The 20,799-nt window shown below is 70.4% G+C and carries 17 protein-coding genes; 8 read left to right on the top strand and 9 right to left on the bottom strand.

Translation table 11 applies throughout. From position 1 onward, the window contains the following. The first annotated feature begins 45 nt into the window (after positions 1 to 45). From IPL40_02335 to IPL40_02315, 5 genes are all read left to right on the top strand, one after another. The gene (locus IPL40_02335; protein ID MBK8480002.1) at positions 46 to 777 is read left to right on the top strand and encodes a type 1 glutamine amidotransferase; all 732 of its coding nucleotides are present in this window, start codon (positions 46 to 48) and stop codon (positions 775 to 777) included. Positions 778 to 858: 81 nt separating this feature from the next. After that, a complete protein-coding gene (locus IPL40_02330) occupies positions 859 to 1,605 on the top strand; it encodes a HEAT repeat domain-containing protein (GenBank protein MBK8480001.1) in 747 nt (248 codons plus the stop codon). Positions 1,606 to 1,613: 8 nt separating this feature from the next. Continuing rightward, positions 1,614 to 2,102, top strand: a complete 489-nt coding sequence (gene greA, locus IPL40_02325) for a transcription elongation factor GreA (GenBank protein MBK8480000.1) — start codon at positions 1,614 to 1,616, stop codon at positions 2,100 to 2,102. A gap of 76 nt (positions 2,103 to 2,178) precedes the next feature. Then, positions 2,179 to 2,613, top strand: coding sequence for a hypothetical protein (locus tag IPL40_02320; GenBank protein MBK8479999.1), 435 nt, complete (start codon positions 2,179 to 2,181; stop codon positions 2,611 to 2,613). 18 nt (positions 2,614 to 2,631) lie between these two features. Continuing rightward, entirely contained in the window at positions 2,632 to 3,804 is a 1,173-nt protein-coding gene (locus IPL40_02315; protein MBK8479998.1) for a hypothetical protein, read from the top strand. A 1-nt stretch (position 3,805) separates the two neighbouring features. On the opposite strand, the gene IPL40_02310 is transcribed toward IPL40_02315, so the two are convergent. The 8 genes from IPL40_02310 to pdxS form a co-directional block, all read right to left on the bottom strand. Continuing rightward, positions 3,806 to 4,774, bottom strand: coding sequence for a hypothetical protein (locus IPL40_02310; GenBank protein MBK8479997.1), 969 nt, complete (start codon positions 4,772 to 4,774; stop codon positions 3,806 to 3,808). A gap of 68 nt (positions 4,775 to 4,842) precedes the next feature. Continuing rightward, the gene (locus tag IPL40_02305) at positions 4,843 to 8,946 is read right to left on the bottom strand and encodes a hypothetical protein (protein MBK8479996.1); all 4,104 of its coding nucleotides are present in this window, start codon (positions 8,944 to 8,946) and stop codon (positions 4,843 to 4,845) included. A 232-nt stretch (positions 8,947 to 9,178) separates the two neighbouring features. Beyond that, positions 9,179 to 11,482, bottom strand: a complete 2,304-nt coding sequence (locus IPL40_02300) for a DUF1343 domain-containing protein (GenBank protein MBK8479995.1) — start codon at positions 11,480 to 11,482, stop codon at positions 9,179 to 9,181. Positions 11,483 to 11,549: 67 nt separating this feature from the next. Next, complete coding sequence (locus IPL40_02295) at positions 11,550 to 11,753, bottom strand: cold-shock protein (protein ID MBK8479994.1); 204 nt, start codon at positions 11,751 to 11,753, stop codon at positions 11,550 to 11,552. A gap of 308 nt (positions 11,754 to 12,061) precedes the next feature. Further along, complete coding sequence (locus tag IPL40_02290; GenBank protein ID MBK8479993.1) at positions 12,062 to 12,388, bottom strand: iron-sulfur cluster assembly accessory protein; 327 nt, start codon at positions 12,386 to 12,388, stop codon at positions 12,062 to 12,064. A gap of 133 nt (positions 12,389 to 12,521) precedes the next feature. After that, positions 12,522 to 14,072 (bottom strand): DUF3552 domain-containing protein, encoded by a 1,551-nt coding sequence (locus IPL40_02285; GenBank protein MBK8479992.1) that lies wholly within the window; start codon positions 14,070 to 14,072, stop codon positions 12,522 to 12,524. 2 nt (positions 14,073 to 14,074) lie between these two features. Further along, positions 14,075 to 14,680 carry a pyridoxal 5'-phosphate synthase glutaminase subunit PdxT gene (gene pdxT / locus IPL40_02280; protein MBK8479991.1) on the bottom strand — a complete coding sequence of 202 codons (606 nt, stop codon included), beginning with the start codon at positions 14,678 to 14,680 and terminating at the stop codon, positions 14,075 to 14,077. Positions 14,681 to 14,684: 4 nt separating this feature from the next. Then, entirely contained in the window at positions 14,685 to 15,572 is an 888-nt protein-coding gene (pdxS, locus tag IPL40_02275; GenBank protein ID MBK8479990.1) for a pyridoxal 5'-phosphate synthase lyase subunit PdxS, read from the bottom strand. Positions 15,573 to 15,905: 333 nt separating this feature from the next. Between pdxS and queG the strand changes: the two genes are divergently transcribed. The 3 genes from queG to IPL40_02260 all read left to right on the top strand — a co-directional run bounded on the left by queG (position 15,906) and on the right by IPL40_02260 (position 19,565). Continuing rightward, the gene (gene queG / locus IPL40_02270) at positions 15,906 to 17,126 is read left to right on the top strand and encodes a tRNA epoxyqueuosine(34) reductase QueG (GenBank protein MBK8479989.1); all 1,221 of its coding nucleotides are present in this window, start codon (positions 15,906 to 15,908) and stop codon (positions 17,124 to 17,126) included. Positions 17,127 to 17,237: 111 nt separating this feature from the next. Continuing rightward, positions 17,238 to 18,062 (top strand): hypothetical protein, encoded by an 825-nt coding sequence (locus tag IPL40_02265; protein ID MBK8479988.1) that lies wholly within the window; start codon positions 17,238 to 17,240, stop codon positions 18,060 to 18,062. A 3-nt stretch (positions 18,063 to 18,065) separates the two neighbouring features. Further along, positions 18,066 to 19,565 carry an AAA family ATPase gene (locus IPL40_02260; protein MBK8479987.1) on the top strand — a complete coding sequence of 500 codons (1,500 nt, stop codon included), beginning with the start codon at positions 18,066 to 18,068 and terminating at the stop codon, positions 19,563 to 19,565. A 113-nt stretch (positions 19,566 to 19,678) separates the two neighbouring features. Here IPL40_02260 and IPL40_02255 read toward each other — a convergent pair whose 3' ends face one another. Continuing rightward, entirely contained in the window at positions 19,679 to 20,686 is a 1,008-nt protein-coding gene (locus IPL40_02255; protein MBK8479986.1) for a sigma-54-dependent Fis family transcriptional regulator, read from the bottom strand. Positions 20,687 to 20,799: the final 113 nt, after the last annotated feature.

Raw genomic sequence — 20,799 nt, 5'->3', positions numbered from 1 at the left:
CGCGCCTTCCGACCTTCGCCCTCAGCCGCGCGCCAGGAGTCACCGATGCTACCCGTCCGCGTGTTCCGCCATCATCCCAACGAGGGTCCGGGCTTCCTCGCCGAGGTGCTGGCAGCCCAAGGCCTCCCCCTCGAGCTGATCTGCGTCGATGCAGGCGCGGAGGTCCCCGCCCGCTGGGACGACGTCGCCGGCCTGGTCTTCATGGGCGGCCCGATGAGCGCCAACGATCGACTGCCCTGGATCGCGGCCGAGCTGCGGCTGATCCGCGAGGCCGTCGGCGCCGGGGTACCCGTGCTCGGTCACTGCCTCGGGGGACAACTGATCAGCCTCGCGCTCGGCGGTCGCGTCACGCGTCACGACGCGCCCGAGATCGGCTGGTTCGAGGTCGAGCGCGTCGACAGCGCCGAGACCAGCGCCTGGCGCGACACGGTGCCCGCGCGCTTCGTCGCGTTTCATTGGCATGGCGAGACCTTTTCCCTGCCGGTAGGCGCGGCGCTGCTGCTGCGCGGCGCCCACTGCACCCATCAGGGCTTCGCGATCGGCAGCACGACTCTCGGACTGCAATGCCATGTCGAGATGACGACCGCGATGGTCGAGCAGTGGGCCGCGGGGAGCGACGCCCCCGCGAGCGCGACCAGCACGGTGCAGACGCCCGAAGCGATGACGATCGACCTGCCCCGTCGCGTGGCCACGCTGCAGGACGCGGCCGCCCGCCTCTACGCCCCCTGGGTCGCTGCCGTCGCCGCACGGCGCGCCGCGCTCGCGCCGCGCTATTGACCGCTTTGCGCCTCCGGGGGCACACTGCCGCCGACCGAGACCGGTAGAGGCGCCCTTTCGCCCGACGCGAGCAATGACACCGTGCTGAAATCCCTCTTCAATCGCGACGAACGACGGGCGCGCTCGCTGCAGCGCGCGATCGCCAAGGCTGGCAACCCACGCATCAAGCCCGACGATCGTCAGCCGGCGCTGCAGCGGCTCTTCGATGACGGCAGCGATCAGGCCATCGAGGGCCTGCTGCGCCGCTTCAGTTTCAACTACGACACCAACCTCGTCAGCGACGAGGACGAAAAGGATTACGTCTTCGAGGGGCTGCTCTCGCTCGGCGAGCGCGTGCTTCCCGCGCTGCGGCTCCACCTGAGCAGCTCGCCCTCGCTCTCTTGGGGGCTGCGCCTGCTCGGCGAGGCCTGCTCGCCTCAGCAGAAGTGGGAGGTCCTGGCCGAGGTGCTCGCGCGCTACGAGCCCGGCTATGAGCGTGATCCCTCGCGCAAGGTTCAGCTGATCGCGTGTCTCGGTGCCTTCGACGACCCCCGCGTGCCTGCCGCGATCGTCCCCTTCCTGCAAGATCACGACGAGACCGTTCGCTTCGTCACCGTCGAGGGGCTGATCGCGCGCGGCAACGAGGCGGTCGCCCGCGAGCCCCTGCTCGCGCTCTTGATCGATCCCGAGGAGGAGAGCCGTCGGCTGAAGAACCGCATCCTCCAGGGCTTCGTGGCTACCGAGTGGACCGTCAAGGGTCATCGGGGCACGATCGAGCAGCAGCTCCCCGACGACTACGTCATCGACGGCAAGGGCCGCATTCGGCCGAAGAAGGAGCCGACGCGATGAAGGTGCCCATGACCCCCCGCGGCTACGCGCGCCTCAAGGAAGACCTGCGCCAGTGCAAGGCCGAGCGGCCGCGCCTCTCGGAGATCATCCTGGTCGCGCGCGAGCTCGGCGATCTCTCGGAGAACGCCGAGTACCACGCCGCCAAGGAGCGCCAGGGGTTCCTCGAAGGGCGCATCCGCGATCTCGAATCGAAGCTCGCGCTCTCGAACGTGATCGATCCGGCCAAGCTCTCGGGCGAACGCGTCGTCTTCGGCGCCACGGTCAAGGTCGAGGACTCGGAGAGCGGCGAGCAGGCCGTCTACACCATCGTCGGCGAGGACGAATCGGATGCCAAGCAGGGCCTGATCTCGATCAGCTCGCCCCTGGCTCGCGCGCTGATCAACCACACCATCGGCGATGAGGTCACGGTCCGGGCGCCCGGCGGTCCGCGCGACTACGAAATCGTCGATGTCTCGTTCAGCGCGCTGACCAGCGAGGGCGCGAGCGAGCCCAAGTAACGACCACAAGAACGACCACAAGAACGACCACAAGAACGACCACAAGAACGACCACAAGTAGCGAAGGATGGGCATTATGGCGATGCGGCACGGAACTCGTCGGCGCGGAACACTGCTTGCGGTCGTCGCGCTGAGCGCCCTGGCGTCCCTGGGCTGCAAGCAAGGCGAAAACGATCGCTGCCAGGTCGACGACGACTGCGGCGACGCGCTGCGCTGCTGCCGCCGCGACGACCCGGAGAGCCTGATCATCGGCGGCATCTGCACCCGTCCTGAGAGCTGCGAGCTGACGCGCGACGCCAGCGTGTCGGATGGCGCTGGCGCCGTCCGCGACGCCGGCAGCGACCTGGGCGCCGGGCTGCGGGTCGACGGCGCCGCCGAAACGACGCGCGATGCGGGGCGCGCCGATGGCAGCGTCGCTGATCGCGGCCGCGCCGACGCGCAGCCGATCGACGCCGCCGTCGCCAGCGATGCGGGTGCATCCGACGCCCTTCCCGCCAACGACGGCCACTGAGCCCCTGCCTTCCAGGCCGTGCCCCGGCGCCTCCTCGATCGGTCTTCCCGGCGGCTGCTCTTGCGGTGCTGCCTGATCGGGCTGCTTAGCGCTCCGACCAGCACGGCGGCGCAACCTGAGCCGACACGCGCGACCCGCCCTTCAGCACCTCGGCCAGCGCCCGCGGCCGCCCCGGCGCCCGAGATCCCGCATTGGCAGCAGCGCGGCATCGCCCTCGGCCTCTTCGCCGAGGAGCCGGACTACGACTACGGCCCCTTGCTCGCCGAGATCGCCGCGACCGGTGCGACCCACGTCGCCATCGTGCTGCCCTACTACCAGCATGACTGGCACAGCGTGACGATCGCGCCGCACCCGCGCTTCACGCCGAGCGACGCGGCGATCCTGCGCTCGATCGCCCAGGCCCATCGGCACGGCTTGGCCGTGCTGCTCTTTCCGATCCTTCGCCTGAGCTACCAGGCGACGATCGACGAATGGCGCGGAACGCTGGCGCCCCGCGACCCTCGGCGCTGGTGGCAGAGCTACACGCGGCTACTGCTGCGACTGGCCCGAGTCGCCGCGCGCCAGCGGGTGGCCGGCCTGGCGATCGGCAGCGAGCTGCACTCCCTCGATCAGGACGCGCGACCCTGGATCCCCCTGGTGGCCGCCCTGCGGCGCGCCTATCGCGGGCAGCTCGTCTATTCCGCCAACTGGCTCGGCTACGACCGCGTCGCCCTCTGGCCCCTGGTCGATGTGATGGGCATCTCGGCCTACTTCCCGCTCGTCGGCGAGAGCGAGCCCCCACCGAACCACGAGCGCCTGGTTCACGCTTGGCGCGAGGAGCGCGTCCGACTCGAGCGCTGGTGGACCCGGATGCGCAAACCGCTGATCTTCACCGAGCTCGGCTATCACAGCAGCACGGCCTGCGCCGCGCGCCCCTGGGAGGAGGCCGTCCAGGGCCAGGCCGATCTGGGCGCGCAAGCGGCGGCCTTCGCCGCCTTTGGTCAGGTCTGGCGCGACGCCACCTTCCTGCGCGGCCTCTATGTTTGGAACTGGTTCGGCTGGGGCGGCCCGCGCAGTCGCGAGTACACGCCGCGGGGCAAACCCGCCGTCGACCTGATCTGCCGCTGGTTCGGCGCCACCAAGGGCCGCTGCCCCCATCGCTACGGCCTGCCCCGGGTGGAGGCGGCGCGGCCGGAGGCGCCCGCGCCCTAGCTCAGCGCTGCAAGCAAACGCCGGGCAGGGTCGCGCAGAACTCGCTAAGCTCGAAGCAAAACTGACCACGCGGAGATTGCTTGCGACAGCGCTTGAAGAGCGCCGGGCAGAGCGCGTCGCAGGCCTGACGGCGCCCCTGCAGCACGGCAGCCAGGCGGGCAGCACGCAGGGCGGCCGAGGAGCCCTCCGCGCCGCGGCCAGACGCGCCCCGCTGCGGGGATGGCGACGCCGGACAGGCCGGACAGGCAGGGCAGGCCGGGCACGCCGGCGGCGGCGGGCAGGCGGCCAAGTCCGGCTCGCAGCTCGACCTGGGACACGGCGCGCAGCGTGCCGACCGCGGCGCTGGCGCCTCGCGCGGCGGCACGGTGGGCGCCGGCGGTGCGGCCGGCTGCGCCGCCGCGGCAGGCGTCGCGGGGCCACCGCCCGGCGCCCCGCCCGGCTGCCCGACCTGCAGCGTCTTGCGACCGCCGTCCGCGAAGCGCAGCACGACCGTGCCGTCGCAATCGACGACCACGCTCGTGCCGCTCGGATGGGTCGTCGAGAAGAGCTCGCCGCGCGCCCCGGGCTGGCAGCCCCCGCGCTCGCGACCCGCGCGCCGCTCGATCCCGTCGAGCCAGGCGCTGAGCTGCTGCTCACCCGCGCGGCTCATCGCCCGGACGGCGTCCCGCTGGTTGCAGAGGAAGTAGTAATGCCACTCGGCGCCGAGCACGACCTGGAGGAAGACGACCGGCGCGGCATCGCCCGCACACAGTCGATCGCGCTCCTGGGCCAGCCGCTGAGCCGAGGGAAAACTCCCGTCACGGATGATCACCGCGTTCGGGAGGCGCTGGTTCTCGATCAGCAGCGCGGGCGGCGGACTGGGCAGGGCTGCAGGCTTGCGGTCAGCGCCGCCGCCGTGACCGCAAGCGGCGAGCGCGCCGAAGAGCACCAGCGAGCCGAGCAGGACCTGTCTGCGCCGAGGGTTCCCCACGGCGCAGATTCTAATCGCAGCGGCGGTCCTTGGCGACTCGACGACCCACTCGACGACCCAGCAGCACCCTAAAAGGGGTAGCAGCTGCCGCAGTCGGTGGCGCAGAGCTGGCAATTCTCGGTCGCGTCGCATTTGCCGTTGCCGCAGGTGCCGGGCGTGCAGGTATTGCCCGCCACGCAGTCGGCCGGGCAGCTATCGGCGTCCTCGAGCACGCCATCACACACACAATCGCCGCAGGTCGCCGCGCAGTCCGCGGCGCAGCCCCCGCTCTGCCGCTCGGGCAGCGAGCAGATGCCGTCGCCGCAGCGCGCCAAGGGCAGCGGCGCGGAGGACGTGGGGGCAAACGTCGCGTCGGTGCCGAGCTGCGCGTTGCCGTTATCACCCCAGCACCACACGCTGCCGTCCACACGGCGAGCACAGGCGTGGAACCAGCCAACGCCGACGTCGATCACAGAGGTGCCGAGCGCGGCGAGGTGCACCGGCGTAGCGCTATAGTAGTTGGTGGCGCCGTCACCGAGCAGACCGCCGGGGTTGTAGCCCCAGCACCAGAGACTGCCGTCGGTACGGCGCGCGCAGACGCTTTGCCAATAGCCGGCCGCGAGCTGGGCCACGGAGGTGCCCAGCGCCGTCACGCGCGTGGGAATGATGCGCCCGGTCGTTGTGCCGTCGCCAAGCTGCCCGACGCCATTTTGCCCCCAGCACCAGGCAGTGCCGTCCGTGCGACGAGCGCAGGTGTACTCGAAGCCGGCGACGACCCCCGCCACCGAGGTCCCGAGCGCGGTGACCGGCATGGGCACGTAGCGCGTGGTCAGCGTGCCATCGCCGAGCGCGCCATTGCCATTTGTCCCCCAGCACCAAAGGCTGCCGTCCACGCGCCGCGCGCAAGTATGACTCGCCCCAACCGCAACCTCGGCAACAGTCGTACCCAGCGCCGCCACTTGACTCACTTTCCATCCGCTGGCCGCCGGCCCCTCCGGTGCGTTGTCGTCCCAGCACCAGAGGCTCTTATCGGTGCGGCGCGCACAGTAACCGTAGTTTCCTACGGCGACCTCAGCCACCGTCGTGCCGAGGGCCGTGATGGCGACCGGCATGGTGCGGGCCAGCGACGTCCCATCGCCCACCTGTGTCGCCCCAGTGCCGCTCAACGCGCCGCGCCCCCAGCACCAGAGGGTACCATTCGCGCGCCGCGCACAACCCCGGTTGCCACCCTCCTGCAACGCCACGGCGCCCGTACCAAAGCTCGTGACCAGCACGGGACTGGCGCGCCCCTCCGTCGCAGTGCCACCGAGGGAGCCGCTTCCCCAGCACCAGAGGCTGCCATCATTGCGGTTGGCGCAGGTATGCATCAATCCCACCGACAGTCCCGTGTAGCTGGGGGCCGCGGCACAGTCCCGCGAGCAGACCGAGGGCGTCTCGCCGCCCGTGCACTGACCGTCGCCGCAGCTCTCTTGCCGGCAGTCCACCGAGCAGGTCGCCTTGGTTTCGCTGCGACTACAGACCCCATCGCCGCATTCGCACTGAAGGCCGAGCGCGGGGCGCGGGGTGCTCGTGCTCAGGTAGTTCCCAAGTTGGCCCGCACCGTTGGATCCCCAGCACCAGAGCTTGCCGTCACTGCGGCGCGCACAGCTCGAGGACGACCCCGCGGCGAGCGCCGCCGTCGTGGTCCCCAGCGCAGTGACCTGCTTGGGAAGGGTACGTTGCGTCCAAGTGCCATCGCCGAGCTGGCCCTGGGCATTGTAGCCCCAGCACCAGACGGTGCCATCGCTCTTCCGGGCGCAGCCATGAAACATCCCAGCCACAACATCGGTCACGCTCGTGCCGAGCGCGGTGACGAGCACGGGGTTGGGCCCCCCTGAGGCCGAGCCGATGCCCAGCGCGCCAAGGAAGTGGGACCCGGACGCCCAGAGCGTCCCGTCCTTACGCCGCACGAAGGTCCCATACATCCCCAAGGCAACCCCGGCAGCATCGGTACCGTGGGCCGTGATCTGCGTCGGCAGCGAGCGCGAGACGGTCGTCCCGTCGCCGAGCTGGCCGTAGTAATTCTCACCCCAGCACCAAAGCGTCCCGTCGGCCAGCCGCGCGCAGGCACGACCACCTCCTGCGACCAGCTCGACCGCCGCCGTGCCCAGCGCTTGCACGCGCTGGGCGACCGTCGAGTTGCTGGTCGAGCCGTTCCCGAGCTGACCGTAGAGATTGCTGCCCCAACAGTAGACGCTGCCGTCCGTGCGCCGGGCGCAGCTGTGGCTGTCGCCCACGCCAAGCTCTTCCACAGCGGATCCGTCGAGGCCAACGACGCGCACGGGGCTCGCGCTGGAGCTCAGTGAGCCATGGCCAAGCTGGCCGCCCACGCCCGAGCCCCAGCACCACACGCTGCCGTCACTGCGGCGGGCGCAGCTATGCTCAACGCCGACAGCGACGTCGATCGCACCACTCAACGAGGCTCCGCCCGGGCCGACCAGGACCGGGGTCGCGACCGGAACACCGTCGGCCGCGCTGCCTGGTCCTAGCTGTCCCTTCGAGTTGCCGCCCCAGCACCAGACGGTAGCGTCGGTGCGGATCGCGCAGGAATGCGCCCAGCCCATTGCGAACTTGCCGATGCAGCAGCTCTGGCCGGGCTCGCAGGTGGCGAAGCTGGGGCAGCGGCGCGGGGTGGTGTCGCCGATGTTGAGGCCGAGCAGGGCCTGGTTGCTGGCGCTGCCGATCGGGAAGACCGAGGCGCCGGCGACCGACTGCGGCGTCAGCTCGGGCAGGCCCCAGTCCGAGGCCCATTTGCAGTTCTGCGTGTACCAGGGGGAGACCTTGAGGTCGATGGCGATGCCGTTGAGGGTGCCCTTCGAGGCCAGGTCGGGATAGGTCCGGTAGCCCGTCTCGCCCTGGTTCAGCTCATTGGCGCTGAAGCTCTGGCCGCCCGTCAGGTTGGCGCGGTTGTAGGGGCTGACGGCCACGCCGCTGCGGCTCGTCGCCGTCTTCAGCGCCACGGCGGCCAGGTAGTCGGCCTCCTTCTTGGTCGAGGTGCCCGCGTGGACATCGCGCGGGTTGAGGTTCCAGGCGTAGTCGAGCGCGTAGCCCGAAACCGGCACCGTGCCCTGCTTGCTCTCGACGATCGAGGCCAGGTGCGCGTTGAGGAACTGGAAGTGCTTATCCCAGACGTTGCCGCCCCAGGTCAGGCTCGACAGGTAGACCGGTCGCGGGGAGTTGGTGCCCGCCTTCACCGCGTAGCCGCTGATGCCATCGGCCACCCGGCCCTTGCCGCAGCGGTAGACGGCCTTGTGCTGCGTCTCATCCCAGCTCTGGATGCACATATAGCGGAAGTAGGTCGTGAAGGTCGGGATCTTGCCCGCCGCGTCCAGCGCCTGCACCTCGGGGCCGCTGATCGGATGGAGCAGGAAGGGCCGGTAGGCCTTGTCCGCGCACGCCAGCGCGATGCCGCTGAAGACCTCGTAGGTCACCGTCTGGTCCACGCCCCCCGCCGGGTTGAAGCTGCCGTTGGCGTCCAGGTCCTCGTCGATCGCCACCGTCAGCGGCGCGCAGCTCGTGCCGCAGGGCGGGCTCGCGCAGCAGGCCTCGCGCACGCGCTCGAACTGGCTCTTGAGCACCAACCAGCGCGGCAGCACCACGTTGGCGCTCTGCCCCGCCACCGTCAGCGGCCCCAGCCGCGTCGCCGGGCAGAGCACCTCGGCCTGGTTGAAGGTGTACTTCGAGAGGTCCGTCAGCGTCGTCGAGGGGATGCGCAGGTCGCCGACGTTGAGCGCGTTCATCGCGTTCATCGCGTTCATCGCGTTCATCGCGTTCATCGCGTTCATCGCGTTCATCGCGTTCATCGCGTTCATCGCGTTCATCGCGTTCATCGCGTTCATCGCGTTCATCGCGTTCATCGCGTTCATCGCGTTCATCGCGTTCATCGCGTTCATCGCGTTCATCGCGTTCATCGCGTTCATCGCGTTCATCGCGTTCATCGCGTTCATCGCGTTGCTGCTCGCCGCCTGCGACCGCACCGCCGGCGGCGGCGTCAGGCTGCTGTCATCCGCCAGCGTCTCGCACCCCGCCAGCCCCGCCAGCCCCACCAACGCCACCAACGCCCCCACCACCCCCAACGCCCCCAAAGCCCCCCCCCGCCCCACCCCCAACCGGCCACGCCCTTTCCCTACCGAGCCGAAGTGACGCGCTGACATGAGGCACCTCCTGCGTTATAGGCCGTAGAACGAGAGTATTCGAGAATGCAGCTTTTGCAAAGCATAAAGTTACAGGCGTCGCGTCGATGTCGCAACCACTCGCATGCAATGCTCTTTTCGACTTGTTCTCGTGGCAGGCGAGGTCAAGCGCCGACGCTGCGGCGAGCGACGTGGGCCAACGGGGGCACCCCTTCGGACTGCCCGACCCGAGGCCTGAGGCCGCCCGCACCCCTCAGGGATAGAGCAAGTAGCGCTGGCGCAGTCGCGCGAAGCGCTCGAGCGCCGGCTGCCAGCCAGCAGCGATCGCCACGGGATCATCCCCACGCAGCAGGGCAGCGAGGGTTGGCGCGTCCCGAACCATGCGCGACAGCCGGGTAGAATCCCACTGCCCCCGGTGGGCGCGGTAGAGCCCCGCCATCAGGGTCACGGCCGTCAGCGTCGGCCGAAAGGCGTCGAGGTCGGTCAACAGCAGGCGCACACCCTGGCACACTCGCCCGCGATGCTCTCCGACCGCGGGCCTGAACTGCCTGGGAACGAAAGCCACACCGGGGAGCCGACGCGCATTGAGCCAGCGAGCCAAGGCGCCGGCCTCGATCCAGGGCGCACCCAGGAGCGCAAAGGGGCTTTGCGTACCGCGCCCCACCGACAGATTCGTGCCCTCGAGCAAACCCGTCGCGGCATAGAGCAGCGCGTGGCGCCAGCTCGGCAAGTTCGGCGAGGGCGCCCGCCAGGGCCCGCCCCAGGCATCGTGACGCCACTCGCGCGACCAGCCGACCACCGGCACGACCGTCAGCTCCACCTCGATCCGTCCCTCAGCACGGAAGAGCATCGCCACCTCGCCGGTCGTGAGCGCGTAACGCACCGGCAGGGGAAGATAGTGCGTCGCGCTAGGCGCTCCCTCCTCCGCCACCGGACCGTCCATTGCTGCGCCACCGAGCGGATTGGGGCGGTCCAGCACGAAGACGCGCAAGCGCTGCCGCACCGCCGCTTCGAGGGCCCCGGCGAGCGTGGTGAGATAGGTGTAGTAGCGCACGCCGACCGTCGGCAGATCGAAGACCAGGGCATCGAGCCCCTTCAGTACGGCGGCGGGAAGGCGCCGTCGCGCTCCCCACAGACTGTGCACGGGCACGCGATTACCGGCGGCACCGCTGTAATGGCCATCGGCGATCGGTCCCTCGCGATTCACCGCGAGACCATGCTCGGCGGCGAAGATCGCGACCAGTCGCACGCCCTTCGCGCCGAGCAAGAGCTGAACCGCACTGCGACCCCGCGCATCGATCGCCGCGTCGTTGGTGATCAGCCCGATGCGAAGACCGCGCAACGCCGCGAAGCCACTGTCCACGAGCTGGTCCAGCCCCGTGCGCACGGCCCGCGCCGGCCGCTGCAAGAGCGCCGTCTTCACCACGCCATGGACGCGCCGGCGCAGCTCCACCAGCGACGAGGGCGGCGCGCGGCGGGTGCGGTCGGAGAGCAGGACGACCGCCGTGCGCGTCATCGGGTCGATCCAGAGCGAGGTCCCGGTGAAGCCGAACTGGTGGACGGAGAGGTCGCCGGCCGGCGCGGCACCGCCTGGCCGACCGCCGCCGTAGGGCAGGCCTGCGCGCCAACCGAGCTCGAAGGCTGGCGCCGCCATCCGACCCTGCGCCGCGGCCTCGAGCTGCGCCTGGGCGAAGCGGGCGAGATCGTCAGCCGTGCTGTAGAGGCCCGCGTGCCCGGCGACGCCGCGCAGGCGCACGGCCATCGGGTCATAGACCACGCCCGCATAGGAGCCATCGGGCCAGGGGTTGATCACGCGAGCCAGCCGCGCCCCCGCCACAACGAAGCCCGTATCGCAGAGGCCAATCGGCGCGAAGATCCGATCGTGGGCCAGGCGCGCCAAGGAGCGCCCACCACCAAGCTGCTCGACCAGCATGCCGAGCAGGACGTAGCCCAGGTCGCTGTAGCGAAAGCGCCCGCGCCAGCGCGGCGACCAAGACGCCTTCTGCAGCCGCTCGCGGAGCGTGGCGCGCTCGTCGCGCAGGCGCGGAGCCTCGCCGGGCCCGCGCCGTGGAAAGCGCAACACCGAGGGCAGGCCACCGCGATGGCTGGCCAGCTCACGGACGGTCAGGGCGCCGAGCGATCGCCCGCGAAGCCACGGCAGGTGCAGAGAAAGGCGATCGTCGAAACCCAGGCGACCGGCCGCGACGAGCTGCCGAACCAGCGGCAGGGTCGCCACCACCTTGGTCAGCGAGGCGAGGTCGAAGATCGCCTCGGGTCGGGCACGACCCCAGGCGCGACGGTAGATCACGCGGCCGGCGCGCAGCACCACCAAGGCCACCGCGTCGACCGCTCCGCCCGCCCGGGCGTCGTCGACCACGGCGTCGAGATCGGCGACGAGTTCCGGCAGCACGCCGACCGCCTCCGGCAGCGCCTGCGGCAGCCGGGCCGCCTGACAGGCAGGCCAGGGCGCGTCGACGCCCACGCCAGCGTGCGTCGCGCCCCGAGCGAGCGGGCTGACGGTCAGTAAGAGGAGCGCGGCGGCTCCGCCCAGCGCCACGAACCAGCGCCACGAACCACCGATCGTGCGAGCCGCGTCGCGGAGCAGGGCGCGCGCCAGCGTTGGACTACGACTTCTTGACGCTACGGGCGTGCATTCCTTTGGGGCCAGCCTCGATGTCGAAGATCACCTTCTCGCCCTGCTTGAGCGTACGAAAGCCCTCACCTTCGATTACCGAGTAATGCACGAAGACGTCTGAATCGCTGCCCTCCGGCAGGATGAAACCGAAGCCCTTGGCGTTATTGAACCACTTGACTGTCCCCTGCTGCATCGCTCCGACTTCCTCTCCTCGGCACCGCTCAGCAGCGGCCGAGTCGTCCCCTCTGAAGCAGCCTCATCGCAGAGACACCGCTTCGTCTCACCGAGAATCAACGCGCGGATGCTACCTTGCGCGCGGCTAGCCTCGCTCCGCTCGCGTTCCACTGTCAAGACGAAATCTGCACCAGCCGAGGCTGCGAACGCCAGCAATAACGAGGTGTTGGGCTTGACGCGCCCGAGCTGACGGAGCGCCATCCTACCCGCCGTCGCGGAGGCCAAGGTCTGCCCGTTGCCCGGCGCGAGAAGCGCGAAGGAAGGCAGCTAGAACGAAATGCTGTCGCCGCAGCCGCAGGTCGACTTGACGTTCGGATTCTTAAATTGGAAACGGCGGCCCATCAGCTCATCGACGAAGTCGAGCTCGGAGCCGTTGAGGTAGAAATAAGACTTGTTGTCGACGTAGAGGCGCACTTCGCCGAAGTCGAAGACCTTGTCCTGCTCCTGCGCCTCCGCGCTCTCGAGCTCGAACTGATAGGAGAAGCCGGAACAGCCGCCGCCACGCACGCCGATGCGCAGGGCCTTCGCCTCCGGATGTTTGGCGAAGAGCTCGAGCAGCCGCTGCCGCGCGGCCTCGGAGACCTGGATTGCCATGATTCATCCCTCCGCTGCGCCGCCAGACCAAAAAGGCAGCGCCACGCGCCTACGATAGCAGCTCGGCCTCGCCGGGCCACTCGGACGGCGGCCCGCACACGCTCTCGGCCTCAACCGAGGTCCCCGCGCTTCGTCAGCGAGCCTCGGCAACCGCGCGGAACTCGCGGATCACCGTGACGCGAATCTGGCCGGGGAAGACCACCTCATCCGAGATCTTCTGCGCGATCGCCTGACAGAGGTTCGGCAGGTCCGCGTCGCCGACGCGCTGCTCCTCGACGTGGACGCGCAACTCGCGCCCCGCCTGCACGGCGTGCACGAACTGCACCCCTTTGAAGCTGGCGGCGATCTGCTCCAGATCACCGATGCGCTCGTCATAGCTCTCCACCACCTCGCGCCGCGCCCCCGGGCGCCCGCCGCTCATCGCGTCGGCAGCCGTCGCCAGCCAGGCATAGGGCGAGCCCATCGGCTCCTCACCATGGTGCGCGCCGATCGCGTTCGCCACCGCCTCCGGCTCACCGCAGCGCCGCGCGATCGCGGCCCCGATCAGCGCGTGCGAGCCCTCGATGAGCGGCGTCAGCGACTTACCCACGTCGTGTAGCAGCGTGGCCCGTCGTGCGAGCGCCACGTCCAACCCCAGCTCCGCCGCGATCATGCCGGCGAGATGCGCGGCCTCGATCGAGTGGCGGTATTGGTTCTGCGTGTAGCTCGTGCGCCACTGCAGCCTGCCGACCAGCTCGACGATCTCCGCGGCCGCCGGGCGCAGGCCGAGCGCACGAAAGGCCTGCGTTCCGTACTCCGCCACCTCGCGCTCGAGCTCGCGCTTGATCGCTTCGACCAAGCGCTGCGGATCGCGCACCGTGTCTTCCGCGAGCAGGCGCGCGACCGACCGCCGGCATAGCTCTCGCACGAAGCCGTCGCCGGTATCCATGCGCAGCGCGTCAGCGCTGTCGGACATCAAGAGCTCGATGCCCGCGACGGCGCGCAGCGCCTGCAGCGCGGCGCCGTCCGCGCCACCGAGCTTGACGGCTTCCCCCTCCGCCAGCGCGATCGTCGCCGAGCCGCGCTCGCGCGGGTAATAGCCGACGTAGCGTTGGGTGACGATGCCCATCAACCGCTGGGCCTGGCGCGTCAGCTCGGCGCTTTGGCCAGCGTCGAGATTGCGCAGTCGGTCCGCGCAGCGCGAACGGGCCTCCTCGGCCAGAGCGTCGACGATCTTTCCGCGCAGGAAAGCCCGGGTCTCACCCGCCTGGCGCTCGAGGACGCCTGCCTGGCTGGCCTCGAGCTCACGCGCCTGGGCTCGGCAGCGCCGCAGCTCCGCGTCGCGCGCGGCCACCGCCGCGTCGCGGGCCCGCAGCGCGTCCTGCTGGAGCCGAAGCGCGTCCCGGCGCCGCTCTGTTCGCAGCTCCCGCTTGTGCAACCGATCGTCGATCAGCTCGCAGTCCTGACGGTAGGTCGCCGCCTCAGCGAGCGCGCTGCGCTCGAGCTCGAGCGTGCTCTCCCGTACGGTCGCCGCGCTCTCGCGGGCGGACAAGGCCGCCGCGCGCTGCGCCTCCTCGACGATGGCGCGCCCGCGGGCCTCGGTCTCGGCGAGACGCGCCCAGGCGCGCCGCCGCACGAGCGCAAAACCCAGCCCAGCGCCCGAGCAGAGCGCGAACCCGACCAGGACCAGCTGTACAGCAGCCATGCTCAACCCGCCTCGGCCACCAGGCGCAGCCCAACGACCCCGTCACTGGCCCCGACACCCGCAGCCGCGCCAAAGGCAAGCTCGTGCACGGCGACGGAGGCGGTCAGCTCCGGGTGGAAGCATGCGCCGATGATCCGTCCCTGGCGCACGAGGATCGCGTCGCCCTCGAGGGTATCCAGCACCTCGACCGCCGCTCCGTACGCGACGATGCGCGGCGCGCGAATGAACATCAGCGGCAGCCCCCGATCGGAGCGACCCTCGAAGCTGTCGAGCTGTCGACCGTGCGCGTTGCGCCGAAGGGTGAGATCGAGCCAACCGAAGCTCTCCTGCTGCGGCGCCTGAACCTCGCGCGCGGCGAGGATGAGGCCCGCGCAGGTCGCGAGGACCGGAGCGCCCGCGCTGACCAGCTCGCATAACCCGGGAAGCAGCCCGGAGCTCGCGATCAACTTGAGCTGCGTGGTGCTCTCGCCGCCCGGAAGGATCAGGCCCTCGAGGCGCGCGAGCTGCGCCGGCCGCCGGACCTCGACACAGACGTGCCCAAGCGCCGCCAGGCTAGGCGCATGCGCCGCGAAACCACCCTGCAGCGCGAGCACGCCGATCCTTGCCATCGGCTTACCAGCCTCGCCGCGCCAGACGCTGCTCCGCGCCCAGCGTCTCGAGCTCGATCCCCGGCATCGCGCTGCCCAATCCCGCGCTGATCTCGGCCAGCCTCCCGGCGTCCTCCCAATGCGTCACTGCCTCGACCACGGCCCGCGCCCGCCGAGCGGGATCTTCGCTGAGGAAGATCCCGCTGCCGACGAAGACCGCCTCGGCCCCGAGGGCCATGCAGAGCGCCGCGTCGGCCGGCGTGGCCACCCCGCCCGCCGCGAAATTGGGCACCGGCAGGCGACCCTCGCTGGCGACGAAGCGCACGAGATCGTAGGGCGCTCCGAGCTGCTTGGCGCGATCCATCAGCTGTTCGGGGCCGAGGATCGTCAGCTCACGGACCTGATCGCGCACGGATCGCAGGTGCCGCACGGCCTCGACGATATTGCCCGTGCCGGCCTCGCCCTTCGTGCGGATCATCGCCGCGCCCTCGCCGATGCGACGCAGCGCCTCGCCCAGGTCGCGGCAGCCGCAGACGAAGGGGACCTTAAACTCCTGTTTGTCGATGTGATACTGCTCGTCCGCGGGCGTCAGGACCTCGCTCTCGTCGATGAAGTCGACCTCGAGCGCCTCGAGGATGCGTGCCTCCATGAAGTGGCCAATGCGGCATTTGGCCATCACGGGAATGCTCACGGCCTCCTGAATCGCCTTGATCATCGCCGGATCGCTCGCGCGCGCCACGCCACCATCCTTACGGATCTGCGCCGGCACCCGCTCGAGCGCCATCACCGCAGCGGCGCCAGCGTCCTCCGCCAGACGGGCCTGCTCGGCGTTGACGACATCCATGATCACGCCGCCCTTGAGCATCTCGGCGAGACCCACCTTGGTGCGAAACGTCGACTTCGCGATCTCCATCTCCCCGACTCCTGGCGCTGCGCACCGCGCGGTGGATCAGCCCCCACCCGGTGGCTTAAATTGCACGATGCAGACCGAACTATGGCCTGCTCTCCCGTCTCCGTCGAGGGGACCCTGCTTCACATCGCGAGCGCACGCAAGTACCATGTGGCGGCACATGAACAAGGCGGCCTGCGGCCACGCCGGACGACGCCCTTTTTCGCGCGGTCGGGGCCGCGGTCGCGCTCGCGCTCGGGGCCAGGGTCGGCGTCGCGCTCGCGGTCGACAGCGGGGCCCTGTGCGGCGCGGTCCGAGGCGTCCGCGAGGCGCTCTTCCGGCGGGGTCCCGCGAGCGATGAAGCCCGAAACCAGCGCTGCCAGCACGATCGAAGAGCGCCTCCGCGCGCAGGCCCTGGGCCTCGGCTTCAGCGCCTGTGGCTTCACCGGTGTCGACCGTCTGCCCCACGATGCCGAGTTTCAACGCTGGCTCGACGCCGGGATGGCGGGCTCGATGCTCTACCTCCAGCGCACGCGGGCGCAGCGGGCCGAGCCACGCGCGCTGCTGCCCGCTGCGCGCTCGGCGATCGTGGTCGCGGCGAGCTACAGCCGCGCCGACCCGCCACGGCTAAGCGAGGGCCGGCCCCAGGGGGCCGTCGCCCGCTTCGCCCACGGCGAGGACTACCACCGAGTCCTGAGGCGACGCCTCGCGCGCCTCGCCGCTTGGGTGCACGCGCACGTCGACGCGAGCGCCGAGCTGCGCGCGGCGGTGGACACGGCCCCGCTGCTCGAACGCGAGCTGGCGATGGCGGCCGGCCTCGGCTTCATCGGCAAGAACACGCTGCTGATCGCGCCGGGCGTCGGATCGTTCACGGTCCTCGGCGTGCTACTGACCTCACTGGAGCTCGTGCCGGACGCGCCCGGCACCCCGCGCTGCGGCCGCTGCACGCTCTGCCTGCGCGCCTGCCCGACGGCCGCGCTCGTCGCGCCCTTCCAGCTCGACGCTCGCCGCTGCATCGCCCACCTGACGATCGAGCAGCGCGAGCCGATCGATCCGGCACTGCGGCGCGCGCTCGGCACCTGGGCCTTTGGCTGCGACATCTGCCAGGAGGTCTGCCCCTATAACCGCCCGACGGCGCGCAGCCGCGCGCGGACGGCCGATCCTGACCTCGCGCCCGTGGCTCCCTTGGCTACCCTCGATCTCGCCGCGACCCTGGCGCTCACCAGCAGCGGTTATCGCCGCCTCGTCGCCGGGCGCGCGCTCGCGCGGGCCCCACGCCGCAGCCTCCAGCGCAATGCCGCCCTCAACGCCGGGAATCATCCGACAAGGAGCGCGGGCGTCGATGCCGCGCTGACGGCGCTCTGCCAAGGCGAGGGCGCTGCGCTGCCGCGCGAGGCAGCAGCCTGGGCGCTCCGCGCGCGATCGGAGGCCGGCCTCCGATCGGCCCTGGATCCAGCCTCAGGGATCGCCGCGGCGGGGCTGACGATCCCGCACGAATCGGCTGAGCACGGCGCGGCCCGATCCGGCGACCCGTCAATGATCCCACCTGGATCGGCGCCCTCCTCCGCGGAAAGTTGATCGGCCCCGATCCCGCCGCGTATACTCCTGATCGCTCGCTGGATCCTTGCGATCCGGCTTTACCTCACGTTCTCAGGCGCTTGGGGACTCAGGCGCGCTATCGGATGGGCCATGGCTCCGAGCAATCCGCTTTCGGCCGCCCTCGCTTCCTTACGCCCCGCGCGCCCCAACACGGCGGTGGTCACCACCTGGGATCCGCGCACGGATCCACCGGTCGCCCCCGTCTCGCGCCTGCCGCTCAGCCCGGCCGTGCGTGCCCAACAGGCCGTCGAGCTGCGCCAGCGGCTCTCGGTGCACTTGGCGGGGCAGGTCGACGTGCTGGTCACCGACAACCGCCGCGTCATGCTCTCGGTCAAGCGCGATCCGCGCCACCGCCGCTACAGCCTGCGCGCGCACCACATCTTCACCGACGCGCCGACAACGACGATCCATGCGCTGGCCGCCTACGTCACCGACAACGACCGCAGCGCCTCGCGTGCCCTCAGCCGCTTCATCGAGGAGAACGAACACCGCCTACCCCGGCGCCGGGGCGAGCGGCGCTCTGCCCCGCGGACCTCCGGCGCCGTCCATGACCTGGCGTTGATCTTCGCTGACCTCAACCGCGAGTACTTCGACGCGGCGTTGAGCTGCACGATCACCTGGGGCCGTGACGCAGCGCGCGCGCGTGCCCGCCGCAGCATCCGCCTGGGCTCCTATACGCACGAGGATAACCTGATCCGCATTCACCCTGGGCTGGACCAGTCCTGGGTGCCGGACTTCTATCTGCGCTGGGTCGTCTTCCACGAGATGCTTCACACCCAGCACCCGGTGACGACCAGCAACGGACGGCGCTGCTTTCACGGCCCGGCCTTCGCCGACGACGAGCGCCGTTTCGCGCACTACGAGCTGGCCCGTGCCTGGGAGCGACGCAACCTGCCCGCGCTCTTCTGCGTTTGATCGATGGGGTCCTCCGACAGCGCACGCCCCGCCTTCGACGACCAGGTCCGGCGCCTGCTCGCCGCGCGCTACGCCCTGGTGGCCGTCGAGACCTGGGAGGAGACCCGCCTCGAGCGCCTGCTCGCCGCGCTGGCCGGTAGTGCCTTCTCCCAGCCGATCGGCTTCTTCACCTGGTCCGTCACCGAGGGTCTGGTCGCCGCCGGCGAGGATCCTATCCCCGGCACCAGCGACCCCACGGTGGCGCTGCAGACGGTCATCGCCCACCCGCGACCTGCGCTCTTTCTCTTCCGTGATCTGCACCGCTTCTACGACCAACCGGTGGTCGTGCGGCGACTGCGTGACACCTACCGAGCGCTGCGCAGCAACTACAAGACGGTCTTTCTCTGCAGCCCGGACCTCACGGTGCCCCCCGAGCTGCGCAAGGAGATCGCCGTCGTCGAGCTTCCGCTGCCGGCGCTCGCTGAGCTCGACGAGATCTTCAAGGAGGTCTGCGAGCAGTCCAAGCAGACCACGATCGACCTCGGCGACCAGCGCGACGCGCTGCTGCGCGGTGCGTTGGGCCTGACGGAGGACGAGGCGCGCGCGGCCTTCACCAAGCTCTTGATCGGTCGCCGCAGCGCCGGCGCGGAGATCATCGAGCAACTCTATCAAGAGAAGCGCGAGCTGGTGCGCAAGGAGGGGATCCTCGACTACGTCCCGCCACGCGTCCGGCTCGAGGACATCGGCGGCCTCCGGGCGCTGAAGGAGTGGCTCCAGCAGCGTCAGCGCTTCTTCACCCGGGAGGCGGCCGCCTTCGGCCTCGAGGCGCCCAAGGGCCTGCTCGTCACCGGCATCAGCGGCTGCGGCAAGTCGATGGCGGTCCAGGCAGTCAGCAGCTTCTGGCGTATGCCGCTGGTGCGGCTCGACATGAACCGGATCTACGGCGCGGTCGCTGGCACGCCCGAGCGCACGCTCGAGCGCGCCATCCGCACCGCCGAGGCCATCGCGCCCTGCGTGCTGTGGATCGACGAGATCGAGACCGCGCTCGTCGGCACCCACGGCACCGAGGGGGGAAACCTCAGCACGCGCATCTTCTCCTCCTTCCTGACCTGGATGCAGGAGAAAGAGCAGATGGTCTTCGTCGCCGCGACCGCCAACGAGATCGACAAGCTGCCGCCCGAGCTGCTGCGCAAGGGTCGCTTCGACGAGATCTTCTTCGTCGACTTACCCGGTGAGCCGGAGCGAATCGAGATCCTCGGCGTGCACCTGACCAAGCGCGGCAAGCAGCCCGCCGAGTTCGACCTGATCAGCCTGGCCAAGTCGACCGTCAACTTCAACGGCGCCGAGCTCGAGCAGGTGGTGCTCTCGGCGCTCTTCACGGCCTTCGACGAGCAGCGCGAGCTGTCGATGAAGGACCTCTACCGCTCGATTGGCCGGATGGTGCCGCTGGCCACGACGATGGCGGAGCGCATCAAAGACATCAAGCGCTGGGCCGATACCCGCGCGGCCAAGGCCAACCGCTAACCGTCCGTTCATTTATTGCCTCGCGACGGGAGCGATCGATCAACGGGCTGCTAAGACGACCGGAGCGGACGCCCCAACGGCCGACGATCCGGTGCGAAAGACAGCCGCAGCGCTCACTCGATGTCCATCGCCCGGAGCTGGTCTGAGAAGGTGGACCGAGCGATGCCGAGCGCCGCGGCGGCCGCCGCGCGCTTGCCGCCGTGTTGGCGCAGCACTCGCATGTAGATTTCGCGCCGCACGGCGGCGAAGCTGCGACCCTCGTAGCGCACGTGCCCTTCGCGTGCGGTCTGCGCCATGGCCGGATGCACCGCGGTCACCTCGAAGTCCTGCCGCTGCAACACCCGCCCGCCGCTGATCAGCGCGCGATCGATCGCGTTGCGCAGCGCGCGCACGTTGCCCTTCCACTCGCGGCGCTGCAGGTAGCCCAGCACGTCGGGCGCCAGCGCTGGCGGCGGACGCTGCTCACGTGCGCTGGCCCGGGCGAGGAAGTGCTCGACGAGCAGGGGAATGTCCTGCGCGCGTTCACGGAGCGCCGGCAAGGGAATCACGGCGACCGCCAGGCGATGATAGAGGTCGAGGCGAAAACGCCCCTGGTCGGCGTCGCGATCTAGCGCGCGGTTGGTCGCCGCCACGACCCGCACGTCGATCGGCTGCGACAGCTCGGCGCCCACCGGGCGAACCCTGCCCTCCTCCAGGGCGCGCAGCAGCTTCGGCTGCATCGCTCGCGGCATCTCGCCGATTTCGTCGAGGAAGAGCGTGCCCCCGTCGGCGCGGCGCAGCGCCCCTGCGTAGCTCCCGAGGGCCCCGGTGAAGGCCCCGCGCGCGTGGCCGAAGAGCTCGCTCTCCGCCAGCTCGTGCGGAATCGCAGCGCAGTTGACGGCCTCGAAGGGACCCTCGCGTCGCGCGCTCGCGTCGTGGAGGGCTCGGGCGACGAGCTCCTTGCCGGTGCCCGTCTCGCCGACGATCACGACCGGAAGCTGCGTCGGCCCAAAGCGCGCGATACGCTCGCGCACGCGCTGCAGCGCCGGGTCGTTTCCGACCAACGCACGGCAGCCTTCACCCGGCTCGCGCACAGCACCACAGCTCGTGCGCGCCCTCCCTCGCTCCGACGCCAGCGGCATGACCGATCCTCCCGGCCACCAGGCGGTTGGCAGCAGGCCCCCGGCGGCGCTGCGTTATCGGCGCGACGCATTGATGGTTGCCAGAGCCCGAGCCGAGCGTTCGCCACCTCCAC

The organism is Pseudomonadota bacterium (assembly GCA_016711215.1).
In the GTDB taxonomy this organism is placed as follows: domain Bacteria; phylum Myxococcota_A; class Polyangia.
Note: the sequence above shows the minus strand (reverse complement) of the source record. Positions and strands in the feature narration are given on the sequence as shown.